The following is a 17,016-nucleotide window of genomic DNA, read 5'->3' as shown; positions in this document are numbered from 1 at the left end:
ATAAATCTGGTACGCGCGTGCGGAGATAGCGAGGTCTGAGTTGTCCTCCAAAGCAGACATCGACGGACGCCTAAGTGAATGTCCGCAACGGGCCAAGGCCGGACTCCCCCGCTGACTGGCCGTTCAATGATTACCCCCATCGATAACACGGAGCGCCGGTTGGCTAGCCGTGAGCGGCACGTTGTAGGTCACGATCGGCTGGGTGAGACCCTTCAACGAAAGTGCGCCAAGATGTTCAGTCGCTACGCTTCCTTTGAGAGCCACGTTGACGCGCTGGCTGAGCAGAATTTGGCCGTCCTTAGCCTCGCCGCACAGCCGTGCCGCCACATTGCACACGGTGCCAATCGCAGTATATCCGAAGCGCTCGGAAAATCCGATCTGGCCCAAGGTCGCGTAACCCTGGGCGATGCCGGCGCCAAATCCCAACTCACGGCCTCGCTCGCGCCAGGCCGCGGTCAGCGACGACGCAGCCTCGCGCATCGCGACGGCCATATCGACCGCGCGCAGAGCCGGGTCGGGGATCGGTACGGGGTCGTTGAAGAACACCATGATCCCGTCGCCGGAGAACTGGTCGAGCGTCCCCTCGAACTGGCTGACGAGCGGCCCGAGCGCGCCGTGATACTCGCGCAGGAAATTCAACACCTCCTCTGGCTCGGCGCTCTCGGTGAAGGCAGTATAGCCGCGCAAATCGCAGAACACGACCACGATCTCGCGGCGGTGGCTTTCGAGGATCTTCTCGTTTCCCTGCGAGACGATCAGTTCGGCCAGTTGTGGAGCGAGGAAGCGCTTCAGACGTCCGATGCGGCCCAATTCCTCGACTTGCTCGGCGACCCGCGCTTCGAGGCCCCGATTAAGCTCGGCTACTTGATCTGTGCGCTCCCGCAGTTCCTTGAGCAGCCGCGTGTTCTCGATGGCGATCACGGCTTGTGCCGCAAAATTTTCCAGCAACTCGACCTGCTTGTCGCTGAATTCTTGCACCTCCTTGCGGTAGACGGCAAAGGCGCCGACAAGCTTGCTCTCTTTGAGCATCGGCACAATCAGAACGGTGCGGGCTGCGGCGACCTTGTAGATCAGATCGTCGGGATGCTCGGTGGCAATATCGGCAATGTGAACCAGCGCCTTGGTCTCGACGAGGCGCCCCAGCGAAGGCGCCCCATCAAACGGCGCGATGAAGTGTGGCGGCGTTTCTTGGTCGGGCGCATACGATTGCGGCACGTTTTGCGCGGCCATTCGCGCTACCCGCCGCAACCTGTCGCCTTCGTATAGGAGCAGCGTCCCAAAACTGGCGCTGCAGATGCGCACGGCATTTTTCAGCATGGCCTCGAACACCGGCCCAAGCTCGCCAGGCGAACTGGCTATGACCTTCAATATCTCGGCCGTAGCCGCTTGCTGCTCGCGGGCCTCCTGCAACTCTTTGGTCACATCGGAGATCGGAGAAATGCCGCGCTTATTTTTAATGGGCTTTTTGTGGTCGCCCATAGAGTTCGCCTTGCGGGTTTTCGCCGCGCTCCTCTTGCCTCTCGTTTTTGACGGCCGCGCCATATCTTACCCTGGGGGTCAGGAGGCGCATCTTATAGGGTCAGGCCACAATTCTGGAAGGGCGGGTATAGCCAGAATTATCCCTTGCCAAATGGCCAGGCCGATGTCTGCTCCGGGTCTTGGTCGTGTAAAAACGCCAGTCCCGAGGCAGTCGGGACTGGATTGGTGTCATGCCGCGATCGCAGCCATCAGCGGCTTGATCCCGACGATGTTCATGACCCGTGTCAGATTGTAGGCCAGGACGGAGAGCGCCATTTCGGCCGCCACTTTCGGAAGCGTTTTGGTGAGGAAGTGTGTCGCTCCCATGCGGGCCTTCATGGTGCCGAACGGATGCTCGACAGTTTCGCGGCGCTGACGCATGGCGTGCGGGCTTGCATCAAGGCGCTGCTGCACAGCCTCGAGCAGATGCTCATGCTCCCATCGCGTAATCCGCCGTTCTGACCCAGGCGTGCATTGGGTCTTGAGCGAACAGCTTTGACAGGCCGTGGTCCAGTAGCGCCGCAGCACCTTGCTGTCTTCTTCATTCGTATAGCGATATGATAGCCGCTCCCCGGCCGGGCAGCGATAGACGTCCTCCTCTGGCAAATAGGCAAAGTCCTGTTTACCGAAGCGTCCGTCTGCCTTAGCGCCGGACGTTAGCGGTTTGGGCAGAGTTACCGTGATGCCCGCTTCGTGGCACGCAAGGATCTCTGGGCTGTTGAAGTAGCCGCGATCGGCTACAGCTTCGAGCGTCTCAGTCTTCAGAACAGCCTTCGCCCGCTTGGCCATATTGGCAAGTTGTGCCCGATCCGAGCCGCTGTTCGTCACCTCGTGCGTCACAATCAGATGGTGTTCGGTGTCTACGGCGACCTGTACGTTGTAGCCGACAACACCAGAGCCGCGCCCGCTCGTCGCCATCGAGCGGCTGTCGGGGTCGGTCAGGGAGATTTGCTGGTCGGGTGACGCAAGCATCTGCTTCTCGTAGACGGCAAGCTTGCCCATTTCCTCCTTCAGTTTCGTCAGCTTCTCGGTAAGCCTCGTCACCTTCGTGGCCAGGGCCTCGGTCGGCTCCTGGCGGTCGGCCGTGTCAAGTTGGCTCAGATAGCGCGCGACGCTCTCCTCCAACTGAGCACGCCGTCGCTCCATCTTCGCGCGCGTGAAGTTCCTGTCCCGGTTGTTCACGGCCTTGAACTTGCTGCCATCGATGGCGACGCTCGCCGTCGCCAGCAGACCCATCTCTCGGCAGAGTTCGACGAAGCGCGCACATACCCTGCGCAGCGCCAGGCCGTTGTCCTTGCGGAAGTCCGCAATCGTCTTGTGATCGGGAGCGAGCCGACCCAGCAGCCACATCACCTCGACGTTGCGCCCGGCCTCTCGTTCCAGCCGCCGGCTCGACTGTACCCGGTTCAGATAACCGTAAATGTAAAGCTTCAGGAGCACCGAGGGATGGTACGACGGCCGACCGGTGGCCGCCGGCTCCACACCCTCAAAGCCCATCTCAGCCAAACCGAGCGCATCGACAAATACGTCGATCACGCGAACAGGGTTGCTCTCGTCAATGAAGTCATCGAGGCATTCGGGCAACAGCGACCGCTGTCCACGATCCGCCTCTTCAACGAAGCGCCTCATCGATTCCCCCAAAGAATCACAGGAGAATCATAACAGCAGCCCAGCGTTTTCACACAGCCAGGGTCAGAAGGCGACATCCGCGTGGTCGGGGTCGCGAGTCCGCTTTACCTCTCGAAAGCGGACATCCCGGATTTATGAGTACGCACCTTGGTCTGCGGCCGCGCGTCCGATCCGCGCATTACGTCAGCTCGTCCGGATCTTCGGCCGCGCGCATCCGCGAGATAGTGTCCTCGGTTGCATTTGGACCGGCCGCCGCGATCGCGATCTCGCGCGCCAAATTGGTGCATTCGGCCCACATCAGGAAGAACACCAGCGGCGGGCGTTCGCGCGCTTCCAGCAGTTGCCGGCAGCGCTCGGCCGCGCCGTCGATCGCCCACCACTGTTGGGCGACCACCATGACCCTGCGGAAGCTCCGCAACGTGCCGGAAAATTTTTGCGGATCCGCGCCCACGAGCGCGCCGCAATGGTTCAGCCAGTTCAGGCCAGCGTAGATCGCAATCCCGTAGTCTTCGATCGCGGTGCCGGTGAAATCGACGACGGTCTTGTCGTGCGCGCGCTGGCGCAGGAAAGCATCGATCATCTCCGCCTGGCGGGCCGGATCGACCAGCAGCGAGATGTCCTGCCGCGGCACCATTGGGACATAGCGCATCGCCTCGAGCCGCGTGTGCTCCCAGATGGCGCTGATGTCGCCGAGCAGATCGCCGGACTTGCGTTTGCAGGCCGGATAGACCAGCACGCCATTGTCGGCGAGATCGAGATAGCGCGGGACCACCTTGTCGAGCGCGGCGAGAAACGCCGCCGGATCGCTGAGGCCGCGCAAATCGCTGGCGGCGTCTTCCGCTTGTGCAGGCTTGTTGCCGCGTGTCCAGCCGAAATTGGCCATCCCCGGACGCCCCGATCTCAACCCGGCTATCAGGTTAGTTGGAAAATGCGGCGAAGCAAATGCGGCATTTGCTGCTGCGCCGCCGTGCGTGCCCGCCGCTGCCGGTTGACGCGAGAGACCGCCGCGCCTAGCTGATGGTTAATGGCGCAACGCAGGTTGTTGCCGCTTTCGGGACCTATCGCCATGACCGCTTCTGATCGGCAATCGCATTGGCAGACCGTCTATCTGACCAAGGGAGAGCAGCAGGTGAGTTGGTCGCAGGCCGATCCGCAGCCATCGCTGCGTCTGATCGAATCGATCGCACCGGGCCGCGACGCGTCGATCATCGACATCGGCGGCGGGGCCTCGCGCCTCGTCGATGCGTTGCTTGCGGGCGGTTTCCACGATCTGACGGTGCTCGACCTCTCCGAAGCGGCGCTGGCGAGCGCGCGGGAACGGATCGGCGCAGCAGGTGACGCGGTGCGCTGGATCGTAGGTGACGCGACGATCTGGCAGCCGCAGCAGACCTTCGACATCTGGCACGATCGCGCGGCGTTTCACTTCCTGGTCGAGGAACCAGACCGCGCAGCTTATCTCGACCGGCTGCATCGCGGCGTCAAAGCAGGCGGGCACGCCGTGATAGGCACCTTCGCGCTGGACGGCCCGGAGAAGTGCAGCGGCCTGCCGGTGCAGCGCTATGACCCCGCGACGCTCAGCAGGACCATTGGTCCGGCATTCGAGTTGATCGCGCATGAGGCGCACCGGCACGTCACGCCCTGGGGCGCGACGCAGTCATTCCAGTTCAGTGTGCTGCGGCGCAAGTGACCGGCCAGAAGGAGAGCTGAGATGACGGACGCGCCACGGACGATCGGCGAGATCGCGAGCTATCACGCTCATGTCTATTACGACCCCGCGACCAGCCGGGACGAGGCGGAGCGGCTGCGCAACTGGATCGGCGAGCGCTTCCTGGTCACGCTCGGACGCTGGCACGACGTCAAGGTCGGCCCGCACGATCAGGCGATGTATCAGGTGGCGTTTGCGGCCGAGCTGTTTCCGACCCTGGTGCCGTGGCTGATGCTGAACCACGGCAGCCTGAGCATCCTGGTCCATCCCAACACCACCAATCCGCGCCGCGACCACCACGACGATCCGCTCTGGATCGGCACGCCGCTCGCCGTCCATGCCGACAAGCTGCCCGAAGAGGCCGAGATGGAGCAGGCGCCCGCGCCGAACACGTCGCCGACATTGCACCCGTGAGCGTCGTCGCCGGTCGCCGGGGTGCGTAAAGTTTGACGTAATTGTGCTGCAGCCAAGTCGTTTCAAACTCATCGCGTTTTGCAACGTGAGGTTAAGTCACGGTTCCTAGGCTCACCCGATAATTTCAGGGGCGGGCGCATTTGGGCATGTTCTTTTCGTTTCGAAGCCGGTCGTTGTGGCGGGTGGTGGGACCGCTGCTGGCCATCGTGTTGCTGCTGGGCGGCCTGTCGGCGGGCAGCCTGCAGGTGATGTCCGCGGTCAGGGCCTATGTGGCCGGCGAAAGCATGTGGTCGAAGGGGCAGAAGGACGCCATCCACTACCTGCAGACCTATGTCAGCACCGGTGCGCCGCTCTATCTGCAGAAGTTCGATGCCGCGATCGCGGTGCCGCTGGCCGATCGCACGGCGCGGCGCGCGCTGGAAGCGCCGGGCGACAATGACGCGGTGGCGAGGGCCGGCTTCGCCAGGGCAGGTAATCATGATGACGACATCGGCGGCCTGATCTGGCTGTTCAAATATTTCCGCACGATGCACCACGTGGCCGGCGCGGTGACGGCATGGCGCAATTCGGATGCGCTGCTCGATCAGCTGATTGAAATCCGGAACGAGGCGGCGAGCGACGTCGCGCTGCACGATCCGTCGGCTGCGACCATCAGGCATTGGGCCGAACGGATCGGTACGGTCGATGCGGCGCTGAGCACGCTCGCCGTCGATTTCTCCGATCATCTGGGCAAGGCGTCGCGTCAGGTCTCCGCGCTGCTGCTGCTGGTCAACTTCGTGATCGCGGCCTGCCTTGCCGGCATCGTGCTGGTCCACACGCGGCGGATGCTGTGGCGGCGCTGGCTTGCCGAGACCGCGCTCGCGGTCGAGAAGGAGCGCGCCCAGCTCACGCTGGCGTCGATCGGCGATGCCGTCATCGTGACGACGCAGGACGATCGGGTCGACTACATGAACGCCGCCGCGCAGCGGCTCATCGCGGCAGGGCAGGAGGTGACGGGACGGCCGCTAGCGTCGCTGTTCAACATTGCCGAGCAGCCGGTGCGCGGATCGTTCGACGCCGCCGACGAAAGCCGGCCACAGCTCCTGGTGCGGCCGGACCACTCCAGCGTGCCGGTCTCGGTGGTCGAGACCCCGATCGTGCATGCCGGAGAACCGGCCGGCCGCGTCATGATCATTCACGACATGACCGCCGAGCGGCGGCTGGTCGAGGAATTGGCGTGGGCTGCCTCGCATGACGCGCTCACCGGCCTTGCCAACCGCCGGCAGTTCGAGTTCGAACTGCACAAGGCGATGTCGGGCTCGCCGGCCGTCGGCGCCGACCTGATGCTGATCGATCTCGATCAGTTCAAGATCGTCAACGACACCTGCGGCCACATGGCGGGCGACCGGTTGCTGAAGCAGGTGGCGAGGCTGCTGGCGACCGAAGTCGGCAGCAGCGGCCTTGTCGCGCGTCTTGGCGGCGACGAGTTCGGCATTCTGCTGCGTGACGACGGCTCCGCGACGCACGACGTCGCTGCCGACGTTGCGGAGCGGGTCAGGGCGGTGATCGAGCAGTCGAGCTTCATTTATGAGGGGGCGAGCTTCCGGATCAGCGCGAGCATCGGCCTGGTCGGGCTGGCCGACAGTGCCGGCGTGCAGGACGCGTTGCGGCTTGCCGACGTTGCCTGTTTCCTTGCCAAGGACAAGGGACGCAATCGCGTCCAGGAGCACCGCCCGTCCGACACCGGCATGGCCGTGCGCGTTGCCGAGATGAGCTGGGTCAATCGCATTCGCAAGGGACTGGATGAGGGGCGCTTCTGCCTCTACGAGCAGGAGATCCGCCCGGTGAACGGCGTGCTGAAGGGCAACGACCGGCGCGAGCTCTTGCTGCGCCTGCGCGACGAGAGCGGCGCGCTGGTGCCGCCCGGCAGTTTCCTGCCCGCCGCCGAACGCTACGGGCTGATGTCGCTGATCGACCGCTGGGTGGTTCGCCGCGCCTTCGAGATCATCGCCGAGCGCAAGCACCAGCCGCGCAAGATTGCGAGCTACGCCATCAACCTGTCCGGCGCCACCATCGGCGACAGCGACTTCGTCGACTTCGTCGCCGGGCTGTTCGCGCAGCTTGACGTTTCGCCGGCATCGGTGTGTTTCGAGATCACCGAGACCAGCGCAATCTCGAACCTCGACGAGGCGCAGAAGTTCATCGCGCGGCTGCGCGAGATCGGCTGCAGCTTCTCGCTCGACGATTTCGGCACCGGCATGTCCTCGATGGCCTATCTGAAGCACCTGCCGGTCGACATCATCAAGATCGACGGTTCGTTCGTGAAGGAGATCCTGAACAGCAAGGTCGATCGGGCGATGGTCGAGATGATCACCAAGACCGCGAAGATCATGCAGAAGCAGGTGGTCGCGGAGTTCGTCGAGAACCTCGCGATCCTGGACGAGCTGCGCCAGATCGGGGTCGATTACGCCCAGGGTTACGCCATCGGGAAGCCGGTCCCGGTGCTCACTCTCTGGGAAGAAAAGATCGCCTGAGCTGCCGAAATCGTCCCGAATCGGGACCTTTTCGGTCAATTCAGCCCGCCCAAGGCTGATTCTCTGGCACTTTCCATCCGAAAAACGTTTAAAAAACCTCTCGTTGTGCGCTTTGTCTCGATTATGCCTTACTCTAATTCCCTGATATGATGAGTGATCGGTGAATCCCGGTGGGCCGGGTAACAGGCCCCAGAGCACCGAACTTGGGGATTGATGGGTCAACGAACGACGAAACCTGCCCGGCGTAAGTCGAGCCGCGGCATGTCTCTGGTGGGCAGCACGGCGTTTGCCGTGAGCGCGCTTGCCCTTTCGTCTGGCCTTGCCGCCTGGATGGTCGGCATCGACCCCACCGCTTGGCTTCACGGTCCGGCGCTCGCCAACACCTCAGCCTCGCTGAACTTCGACGATCGCTTCGGCTCGCGCTCCACGATCAATTCGGCCTCACTCTATTATCCACTGCGCCGCGGGTTCCGTTCGAGCCGCGGCGATTTCAATTCCGAGTTCGGCCAGATCGAGGACGCGCTGTCCGGCCAGCTGCGCGACACGCAGACCGAACTGCCGACCAGCCAGTCGGCGACGGCCTCCGTCGCCGCCACGACCACAGCGACGACGTCCACCGTGCCGATGCCGCGGTCGCGGCCGGCCGAGGCCAATCTGCTTGCGCGTAACGATCAACCGCCACCGCCACAGGCGCCGGTGCAGCAGGGCGACAATCGGACGTTCCTGCAGAAGATTGCCGACATGATGCCGGGCAAGATGCAGCTGGCCTCGCTCGATCCGAATGATGGATTGTTGTCCGGTCCGAGCCCCGACCTCGGCAAGCTCGGTTATGACAGCACGACGGCGGTCTACGACATCACCGGCCGCATCGTGTACATGCCCGACGGCACCAAGTTCGAGGCGCATTCAGGCCTCGGCAATCTGCTCGACGACCCGGCACACGTGAATGCCCGCAACGCAGGCGCGACGCCGCCCGGCATCTATGAGATGAAGCCGCGCGAGAAGCTGTTCCACGGCGTGCCCGCGCTGCGCATGACCCCGGTCGATGGCAGCGACACGTTCGGGCGCGTTGGCCTCTTGGTCCACAGCTACATGCTCGGACCGAATGGCGACTCCAACGGCTGCATCTCGGTCAAGCACTACGACAAGTTCCTGCAGGCCTACCGCAGCGGCACGATCAAGCGCATCGCCGTCGTCATCAACATCAAGGATGTTCAGTCGGCCTCGACCCGCGCGGCGTCGAACTCGTAGGCCGCGCGCCGGCGCCTCCGGCAAATTGCGCAGGCTCCTGAAGAGTCCAGCCTTCGATCCGCTGACCGACTCCAGCGCGGCCTGGCTGCTTCTTCCATCGTCTCGGAAAATCGCACCACGTTGTCGCCAGCTCTCCCTGGAGGCGGCGCCGGCTTGATTGTCTCCACCGACACGGTGCAATTATGTATACCGAAAATCGGACATGAATACCCTGATACCTCATAATTGTCTATTTTGCGGATACGATGTATACATAGCGTATTCATAAACGCTGAGAGGCGGACCAGTGCCAAAACCCTTTCCAATGAACGCGTGGTACGCGGCCGGCTGGGATGCCGAGATCAAGCACGCGCTGTTGCCGCGGACGATCTGCGGAAAGCATGTCGTGATGTACCGGAAGGGCGACGGCGAGGTGGTGGCGCTGGAGGATGCCTGCTGGCACCGCCTCGTGCCGCTCTCCAAGGGCCGGCTCGATGGCGATGCCGTGGTCTGCGGCTATCACGGCCTGAAATACAATGCGCAGGGCCGCTGCACCTTCATGCCCTCGCAGGAGACGATCAATCCGTCGGCCTGCGTCCGCGCCTTTCCCGTCGTCGAGCGCCATCGCTTCATCTGGCTCTGGATGGGCGATCCCGCACTGGCCGATCCCGCGCTGGTGCCGGACATGCACTGGAATCACGATCCGGCCTGGGCCGGCGACGGCAAGACCATTCACGTCAAATGCGACTATCGCCTCGTTGTCGACAATCTGATGGACCTGACGCACGAGACCTTCGTGCACGGCTCGAGCATCGGCAATGATGCGGTCGCCGAGGCGCCGTTCGACGTCACCCATGGCGAGAAGACGGTCACCGTGACGCGCTGGATGAAGGGCATCGAGGCGCCGCCGTTCTGGGCCAGGCAGCTGCAGAAGCCGGGCCCGGTCGATCGCTGGCAGATCATCCGCTTCGAAGCGCCGTGCACCGTCAACATCGACGTCGGCGTCGCGCCGGCCGGTTCGGGCGCGCCGGAGGGCGATCGTTCGCAGGGCGTCAACGGCTATGTGCTGAACACGATCACGCCCGAGACCGAGAAGACCTGCCATTACTTCTGGGCGTTCGTCCGCAATCACCGCATCACCGAGCAGCGGCTGACCTCGGAAATCCGCGACGGCGTCGCCGGCATCTTCCATGAGGATGAGATCATCCTGGAAGCGCAGCAGCGGGCGATGGACGAGAATCCGGACCGGGTGTTCTACAATCTCAACATCGACGCCGGCGCAATGTGGGCACGGCGCGTCATCGACCGCATGGTGGCGAAGGAAAATCCGCCGCAGCAGCTGCAGGCTGCCGAGTAGGCGAGGGGCGAGCCATGGCGGAACGCGAGACCGATCGTTCAGTGTCGCAGACCGTGCGGGCGCAGCTTGCGCTGCGCGACCTCGTTCTCTCCGGCGGCCTGCGGCCCGGCGAGCGGATCTCGGAGCTGCAGGCGGTCGAGTTCACCGGCGTGTCGCGCACGCCGGTGCGGATGGCGCTGGTCCGGCTGGAGGAGGAAGGCCTGCTGGAGGCGATCCCTTCCGGCGGCTTCATGGTCAAGGCATTTTCCGAGCGCGACATTCTCGATTCGATCGAGCTGCGCGGCACGCTGGAGGGCCTGGCCGCGCGCTTCGCCGCCGAGCGCGGCGTCTCGTCGCGTGATCTCGAGCCGCTGAAGGAATGCCTCAACGAGATCGACGGCCTGGTGCGGCAGGATCCGATTTCGGTCGAAGCCTTTTCGTCCTATGTCGCGTTCAACGCGCGCTTCCACGCGTTGCTCACCGAGCTGTCGCGCAGCCCGCCGCTGATCCGGCAGATCGACCGCGCCTCGGCGCTGCCATTCGCCTCGCCGAGCGGCTTCGTGATGGCGCAATCGGCGTTGCCTGAGGCGCGCCAGATCCTGCTGATCGCGCAGGATCACCATCGCATTGTGGTCGACGCCATCGAGAACCGCGAGGGCGCGCGCGCCGAGGCGATCATGCGCGAGCACGCAAGGCTTGCGGCACGCAATCTGCGGCTGGCGCTGCGCAATCGCAGCCATCTCGATCTGCTGCCGGCGCTGGCGCTGATCAATTCGGCAGCCGGCTGAGCGGAGAACGCCATGCGATTCATCGAGACCTGGACATCCGCCACGCTGCTCGCCGTGCGCGACCTCACGCCCGGCATCCGTGAATTCCTGCTGCGGCCGGATAACTTTACGGGTGCGCCCTATCCGGTCGGCAGCCATATCGATGTCGGCGTCACCATCGAAGGCCAGCCGCAGACCCGCTCCTATTCGCTGGTCGGCGAAGTCGATCCGCAGGGCTACCGGATCGCAGTTCGGCGCGCAGCGGATTCCCGCGGCGGCTCGCGCTACATGTGGTCGCTCGCGCCGGGCGTGCGGCTCACCGTCACGCTGCCGACCTCGCTGGTGCAGCTCGACTGGACGCGGCGGCAGTTCTGCCTGATCGCGGGCGGCATCGGCATCACGCCGATCGTCGGTGCGGCACAGGCGCTCGCCCGCCGCGACGCCGGCGTGACGCTGCACTATGCCGTGCGCACGCGCGGCGATGCGGTCTATCTCGATATGCTTGAGCGTGCGCTCGGCGACCGCCTCACCGTTCATGCCGGCGACGAAGGCAGGCGGCTCGACCTCGACGGCGTCTTTGCGGCGCTGCCGCAGGACACCATGACACTGTTCTGCGGCCCGATGCGGATGCTGGACGCGGCGCGGCGCGCCTGGGAGGCATCCGGCCGCCCGCTCTCCGACTTGCGCTACGAGACCTTTGGATCGAGCGGGCTGCTGCCGACCGAGCCGTTCCGCGTGCGGCTCAGGGGCGAGGGGACTGAGCTGGGGACCGAGTTCGTCATCCCGCGCGACCGGTCGATGCTGGACGTGCTCAACGAAGCCGGTCATGAGGTGATGAGCGACTGCCGGCGCGGTGAATGCGGGGTCTGCGCGCTCGACGTGGTCGATGTCGACGGCGAGATCGACCATCGCGACGTCTTCTTCAGTGACCATCAGAAGCGGGAGAGCCGCAAGATCTGCGCCTGCGTCTCGCGTGCCCGCGGCACCATCACGGTCGACACCCTGCATCGGTCGGACGCGCCCTGACGAGCCGAGCGGCGCTACGCCGCGTGCACCGAGTGCTGCGGATCGTGATCGAGCAGTGCGGAGATCTCGCTGCCTGACATCGGCCGCCCGATCAGATAGCCCTGGACCTCGTCGCAACTGGTCTGGCGGAGATATTCGAGCTGATCCGCGGTCTCGACGCCTTCGGCCACGACGCCGATCTGCAGCTCCTGCGCGAGGCCGATCACCGATTTGACGATCGCGGCGCAGTCCGGCTGGGTCAGCATGTCCCGGATGAAGGATTGATCGATCTTGATACGGCTGAACGGCAGCTTGCGCAGATAGGTCAGCGACGAGAAGCCGGTGCCGAAATCGTCGAGCGCGACCGTCAGGCCGAGCTCGAGCAGCGCGTGCAGGATCGCGGGCGCCGATCCGTATTTCGAGATCAGCATCGACTCGGTGATCTCGATCTCGAGACGGTTCGGCGCGACGTTCGCCTCGGCCAGCGCGTCGACGATCGTCTGCAGGATGCCGACGTTCTGGAACTGGACCGCGGAGAAATTGACTGCGATCCGGATGTCGTCCGGCCAGCGCGACAGCATCGTGCAGGCGCGGCGGATCACCCACTCGCCGAGCTGGTGGATCAGTCCGCTTTCCTCGGCGATCGGGATGAAGACGGTCGGCGGGATCAGGCCGCGCGTCGGATGCTGCCAGCGCAGCAGGGCCTCGAAGCCGGTGACGCGGCCTTTGCGGATGTCGAGGAACGGCTGGTAGACCAGAAACAGCTCGTCCGCCTCGATCGCGTGCTCGAGATCCCGCTGCAGGGCACGGCGGTCGCGCGCCGACCGGTCGTCGCTGGCCTCGAAGAAGCAGATGGTGCCGGGCGCGGATTTCTTCGCCCGGTAAAGCGCGATGTCGACATGCTTGAGCAGGTCGTGGGACGTGCTGCCGTCCCGCGGCGCCAGCACGATGCCGATGCTGATCGTCCGGTTGACCTCCAGCCCATCGATCGGGAACGGCTCGGCAAAGGCCGCGACGAACCGTTCGGCGATCGCCAGCGCGTCCTCGGGCCGCGTCAGATTCGACATGATCAGCGCGAACTCGTCGCCGCCGATCCGTGCGACATGTTCGGCCGCGCGCGTGCAGCGCTGCAGCCGGGCCGCCACCTGCACCAGGAACTCGTCGCCTGCCGGATGGCCGAACCTGTCGTTGACCTCCTTGAAGCGATCGAGATCGAGCAGCAGCACCGCGAATTCCTCGCCCGACCGCGCCAGTCGGTTCAGTGCGCCGTTGAGCGCCTCATTGAAGGCGACGCGGTTCGGCAGATGCGTCAGCGGATCCTGCCTCACCGTCCGCTCGGCCTCGTGCTGGGCGATGATCCGGCGCCTGAACTCGAACGCGTTGACGAACACGCCGCGCAGCAGCACCGAACCGTAGACCAGCACCAGCACGGCCATCAGGAGGTAGACGAAATCGCCGTCCCGGCCGAGGCAGATCGCGGTGCCGACGAAGATCGGCGCGGTGAACGCAATCGCGGCGATCGGGATGGTGGAGAACGCGAAGGCGCCGCCGGCCAGCATTCCGGCGCACAGGCAGGTGATGACGAGCTGGGCGCCGCTCGATGCGTTCGCGAAGAAGGCGACGGGGACGACGCCCCAGGCCGTCCCGAGCGCCAGCGCATTGCGCACCAGCCGGTACATGGTTCGGCGCGACACGAATTGCGGCTTGGCGATGCGGCGCGATGCCCGCGCCTGCAAGCCGAAGAACAGCGCCGCGCTGCCCACGGCGGCCGCCCACACCAGCGCAAAGGCCCAGTCCGGCGATTGCCACAGCGCAATCGCCAGCACCATCGCGTTGCAGGCGTTGGCCAGCATGATGCCGAAGGAATAGCCGAGCACCAGCGAGACCTGTTCGGCGCGGATGTGGCCGGCAAGCGCTTCATCCGTCGGTGGTGCACCGAAGGCCGCGAGGTCGCCCGCGAACAGGGTCGCGAAATATGATCTCAGATGGGTCCGCATCACTACTTGCCTGCCCGGTTTGGCCATGGCGCAGTGGCGAAGAATTCTCTGCAAACCTTTGACAAACTATGAACTATTGGAACGGACCGTGCCGCGGCCGGCCGCTCCTTCGGTTCCACCGGCAGGCATTGCTAACAAATCGATACAAATGCGTGACGCGAGGTCACGGAGCGGCAAAGCTTGCCGCGGGCCGCGCTGCTTGATCCCCCGCGGGTTTTTCGCAATGAGTCGGGTTCCCGCGAACGGCAAAAACCAGAAGGTGCGCATGAGTCTCCCGATGACGAACCACGATCCCGGGTTCCGTATCACGCGGGCCAGCCATGTCGTCCTGAGCGTTCGTGATCTTGCGGCGAGCCGGCAGTTCTACGAAAAGGTGATTGGGCTGATCCTGACCGCGGAGGAGGGCGGCGCACTCTATTTCCGCGGCGTCGAGGAGGCCTGTCATCACAGCCTTGTGTTGCGCAAAGGCGAGGGCGCCGCCTGCGCACGGCTCGGCCTGCGGGTCTTTCAGGACGATGACCTCGACCGGCTCAAGGCCTTCTTCGAAGCGCAGGGATGCCGGGCCGCCTGGGCCGAGGTGCCGCATCAGGGCCGCACCCTGCATGCGACCGATCCGGCCGGCACGCCGCTGGAGTTCTGCGCAACCATGCCGGTCGAGCCGCGCATGATCACCAAATTCACCCGCCATGCCGGCGGCTCGGCGCTGCGGCTCGATCACTACCAGGTGCTGACGCCCGAAGTGCGCAAGGCATGCGAGTTCTACACCGCGGCAGGCTTCCGGCTCAGCGAATATATCGCGCCGGTGGGCACATTGGATCTGCGCGGCGTATTCCTGCAGCGCAAGGGCAATCCGCACGACATCGTGTTCTTCAACGGCGCCGGACCGCGGCTGCATCATTTCGCGTTTCTCGCGCCCGAGGTTCACCATCTGCTCAACGCCTGCGATGTCGCCGGCGAGCTCGGCTATGGCGCGGCCGTTGAACGCGGCCCCGGGCGCCATGGGCCGGGACACGCGATGTATGTCTACATGCGCGATCCCGATGGGCATCGCGTCGAGCTGTTCAACACGCACTACCAGATCATGGACATCGAGAACGAGCCGGTCGGGTGGGATCCGTCCGACCACACGATCTCGTTCCCGTGGGGACTGCCGGCGCGGCAGGCCTGGTTCGAGGAGGCGACGCCGTTCGAAGGTGTCGCGATCCGCGAGCCGCAAATGAAGCCGAAGCCGCTGACGCTCGAGAGCTACCTCGCGAAGTAGCATGTCATTGTCAGCCGATTATCCCATCCATGACGTGGCCATCGTCGGTCTCGGGCCGGTCGGTGCCATCTTCGCCAATCTGCTCGCGAAATCCGGCTTGAGGGTCGCCATCGTCGAGCGCGTTGCCGACATCTACGACAAGCCGCGCGCGATCACGCTCGACCACGAGGCGCTGCGCGTGCTGCAGGCGATCGGGCTCGGCGATTTCATGGAGCAGGCGATCGCCCCGCATAACGGCTCGCACTATCTCGGCGTCGACGGCGAGATCATCAAGATCTTCGATCCGATGCCGCCGCCGTTTCCGCTCGGCTGGATTCCGAACGTGACCTTCGTGCAGCCGGACGTCGAGCAGGCGCTGCGCGACAAGCTCGCCGACTATCCGCATGCCGACATTTTCCTTGCGGCCACGGGCGTGGCGCTGCAGCAGGACGATGGCGCGGTGATGCTGACGGCGCGCCGCGAGTCCGGTGAGGAGTTCTTGATCCGCGCGCGCTATCTGGTCGGCTGCGACGGCGCCAACAGCTTCGTCCGCAAGCAGCTCGGTATCGGCCTCGACGACCTCGCCTTCGATGAATGGTGGATGGTGGTCGACACGCTGACCAGCGATCCCGCCAGGCGGCCGGCCAGGAGTTTTCAGTATTGCTGGCCGTCGCGTCCCGGCACCTTCGTGCCGGGCCCGCGCAATTTGCGGCGCTGGGAGATCAAGTTGCTGCCCGGCGAGGACCCCGAGGCGGCCGGCACGCCCGACAACGTCGTGAAGCTGCTCAAGCGTTTCACCGATATCTCGGACCTCACGATCTGGCGCTCGGCGGTCTATCGTTTTCACGCGCTGCTCGGCCGGCGCTGGCGCGACCGCCGCGTGCTGCTGATGGGCGATGCCGTGCACCAGACGCCACCGTTCCTCGGGCAAGGGCTGTGCGCGGGTATCCGCGATGCGGTGAACCTGGCCTGGAAGTTGCGGCTGGTTCTTCGTGGCGACGCCGGCGATGCGCTGCTCGACAGTTACGAGATCGAGCGCAAGCCGCATGTCCGCGCCGTCGTCGCCAGCGCCAAGGAATTCGGCAAGATCATCGGCGAGCTCGATCCGGTGGCCGCCGTCGAACGCGACATGCGGCTGCGCGCCGACCTGAAGGCCGGCAAGGCCGAAACCATCAGGCAAAAATTCATCCCCGATCTCGTCTCCGGCCTGATCGCGCGCGATGCCGCGCTTGCCGGGCGGCTGTTCGTGCAGCCGCATGTGCGCGCGCCGGATGGGCGGACCTGCCGGCTCGACGATCTGCTGCAACCGGAATTCGCGATCGTGACGACCGCGGCGGCTCCGATGGCGTGGCTGTCGGACGCGTTCGCTGCCGCCTGGCAGCGTCTGTCGGGTGAGCGCGTCGTCATCGCCACATCAGACGAAACTGCCGATCGAGGCGGTATCCTGACCGTGATCGAACGCGACGGTTTGTTCGCGGACTGGATGCGGCAGCATGACTCCGCGGCGGTCATCGTGCGGCCGGACCGCTACGTCTTCGGCGCCGCGCGCAATGCCGGCGAGCTCAGTATGCTTGTCGAGCAACTGCTCCAGAACCTCAGCGCAGGGCGCTAGTCTTTTCAAGCCGCCGCTTTGTCTGTACCACCGGAAGAAAGAAATTCCGG

13 protein-coding genes are annotated in these 17,016 nt (G+C 64.7%); 9 read left to right on the top strand and 4 right to left on the bottom strand.

Translation table 11 applies throughout. From position 1 onward, the window contains the following. Nucleotides 1–123: 123 nt before the first annotated feature. The 3 genes from ACVW1B_RS27175 to ACVW1B_RS27165 form a co-directional block, all read right to left on the bottom strand. Complete coding sequence (locus ACVW1B_RS27175; protein WP_253607078.1) at nt 124–1,479, bottom strand: adenylate/guanylate cyclase domain-containing protein; 1,356 nt, start codon at nt 1,477–1,479, stop codon at nt 124–126. 228 nt (nt 1,480–1,707) lie between these two features. Then, the gene (locus ACVW1B_RS27170; protein ID WP_253607763.1) at nt 1,708–3,147 is read right to left on the bottom strand and encodes an IS1182 family transposase; all 1,440 of its coding nucleotides are present in this window, start codon (nt 3,145–3,147) and stop codon (nt 1,708–1,710) included. A 178-nt stretch (nt 3,148–3,325) separates the two neighbouring features. Beyond that, a complete protein-coding gene (locus ACVW1B_RS27165; protein WP_092085941.1) occupies nt 3,326–4,030 on the bottom strand; it encodes a hypothetical protein in 705 nt (234 codons plus the stop codon). 183 nt (nt 4,031–4,213) lie between these two features. Between ACVW1B_RS27165 and ACVW1B_RS27160 the strand changes: the two genes are divergently transcribed. The 7 genes from ACVW1B_RS27160 (at nt 4,214) to ACVW1B_RS27130 (ending at nt 12,138) form a co-directional block, all read left to right on the top strand. Further along, nucleotides 4,214–4,834 (top strand): class I SAM-dependent methyltransferase, encoded by a 621-nt coding sequence (locus ACVW1B_RS27160; protein ID WP_253607080.1) that lies wholly within the window; start codon nt 4,214–4,216, stop codon nt 4,832–4,834. Between the two features lie 21 nt (nt 4,835–4,855). After that, complete coding sequence (locus ACVW1B_RS27155) at nt 4,856–5,266, top strand: DOPA 4,5-dioxygenase family protein (RefSeq protein WP_253607081.1); 411 nt, start codon at nt 4,856–4,858, stop codon at nt 5,264–5,266. Nucleotides 5,267–5,412: 146 nt separating this feature from the next. Then, nucleotides 5,413–7,779 carry a putative bifunctional diguanylate cyclase/phosphodiesterase gene (locus ACVW1B_RS27150; RefSeq protein WP_456822492.1) on the top strand — a complete coding sequence of 789 codons (2,367 nt, stop codon included), beginning with the start codon at nt 5,413–5,415 and terminating at the stop codon, nt 7,777–7,779. A 261-nt stretch (nt 7,780–8,040) separates the two neighbouring features. Then, a complete protein-coding gene (locus ACVW1B_RS27145; protein ID WP_225158626.1) occupies nt 8,041–9,030 on the top strand; it encodes a DUF2778 domain-containing protein in 990 nt (329 codons plus the stop codon). A gap of 286 nt (nt 9,031–9,316) precedes the next feature. After that, the gene (locus ACVW1B_RS27140) at nt 9,317–10,366 is read left to right on the top strand and encodes an aromatic ring-hydroxylating dioxygenase subunit alpha (RefSeq protein WP_310882712.1); all 1,050 of its coding nucleotides are present in this window, start codon (nt 9,317–9,319) and stop codon (nt 10,364–10,366) included. A 14-nt stretch (nt 10,367–10,380) separates the two neighbouring features. Further along, nucleotides 10,381–11,133 (top strand): GntR family transcriptional regulator, encoded by a 753-nt coding sequence (locus ACVW1B_RS27135; protein WP_456822491.1) that lies wholly within the window; start codon nt 10,381–10,383, stop codon nt 11,131–11,133. A 12-nt stretch (nt 11,134–11,145) separates the two neighbouring features. Next, nucleotides 11,146–12,138 (top strand): PDR/VanB family oxidoreductase, encoded by a 993-nt coding sequence (locus ACVW1B_RS27130; protein ID WP_253607085.1) that lies wholly within the window; start codon nt 11,146–11,148, stop codon nt 12,136–12,138. 14 nt (nt 12,139–12,152) lie between these two features. Here ACVW1B_RS27130 and ACVW1B_RS27125 read toward each other — a convergent pair whose 3' ends face one another. Then, on the bottom strand, nt 12,153–14,114 hold the full coding sequence (locus ACVW1B_RS27125) for a putative bifunctional diguanylate cyclase/phosphodiesterase (protein WP_253607086.1): 1,962 nt from the start codon (nt 14,112–14,114) through the stop codon (nt 12,153–12,155). A gap of 277 nt (nt 14,115–14,391) precedes the next feature. On the opposite strand from ACVW1B_RS27125, the gene ACVW1B_RS27120 reads away from it, so the two are divergent. Next, entirely contained in the window at nt 14,392–15,375 is a 984-nt protein-coding gene (locus ACVW1B_RS27120) for a VOC family protein (RefSeq protein WP_456792887.1), read from the top strand. A 1-nt stretch (nt 15,376) separates the two neighbouring features. After that, complete coding sequence (mhpA, locus tag ACVW1B_RS27115; protein WP_253607088.1) at nt 15,377–16,966, top strand: bifunctional 3-(3-hydroxy-phenyl)propionate/3-hydroxycinnamic acid hydroxylase MhpA; 1,590 nt, start codon at nt 15,377–15,379, stop codon at nt 16,964–16,966. Nucleotides 16,967–17,016 lie beyond the last annotated feature (50 nt).

This window comes from Bradyrhizobium sp. USDA 4502, assembly GCF_054063355.1.
The sequence above is the reverse complement of the archived record's forward strand: the minus strand, read 5'-3'. Positions and strand labels throughout refer to the sequence as shown.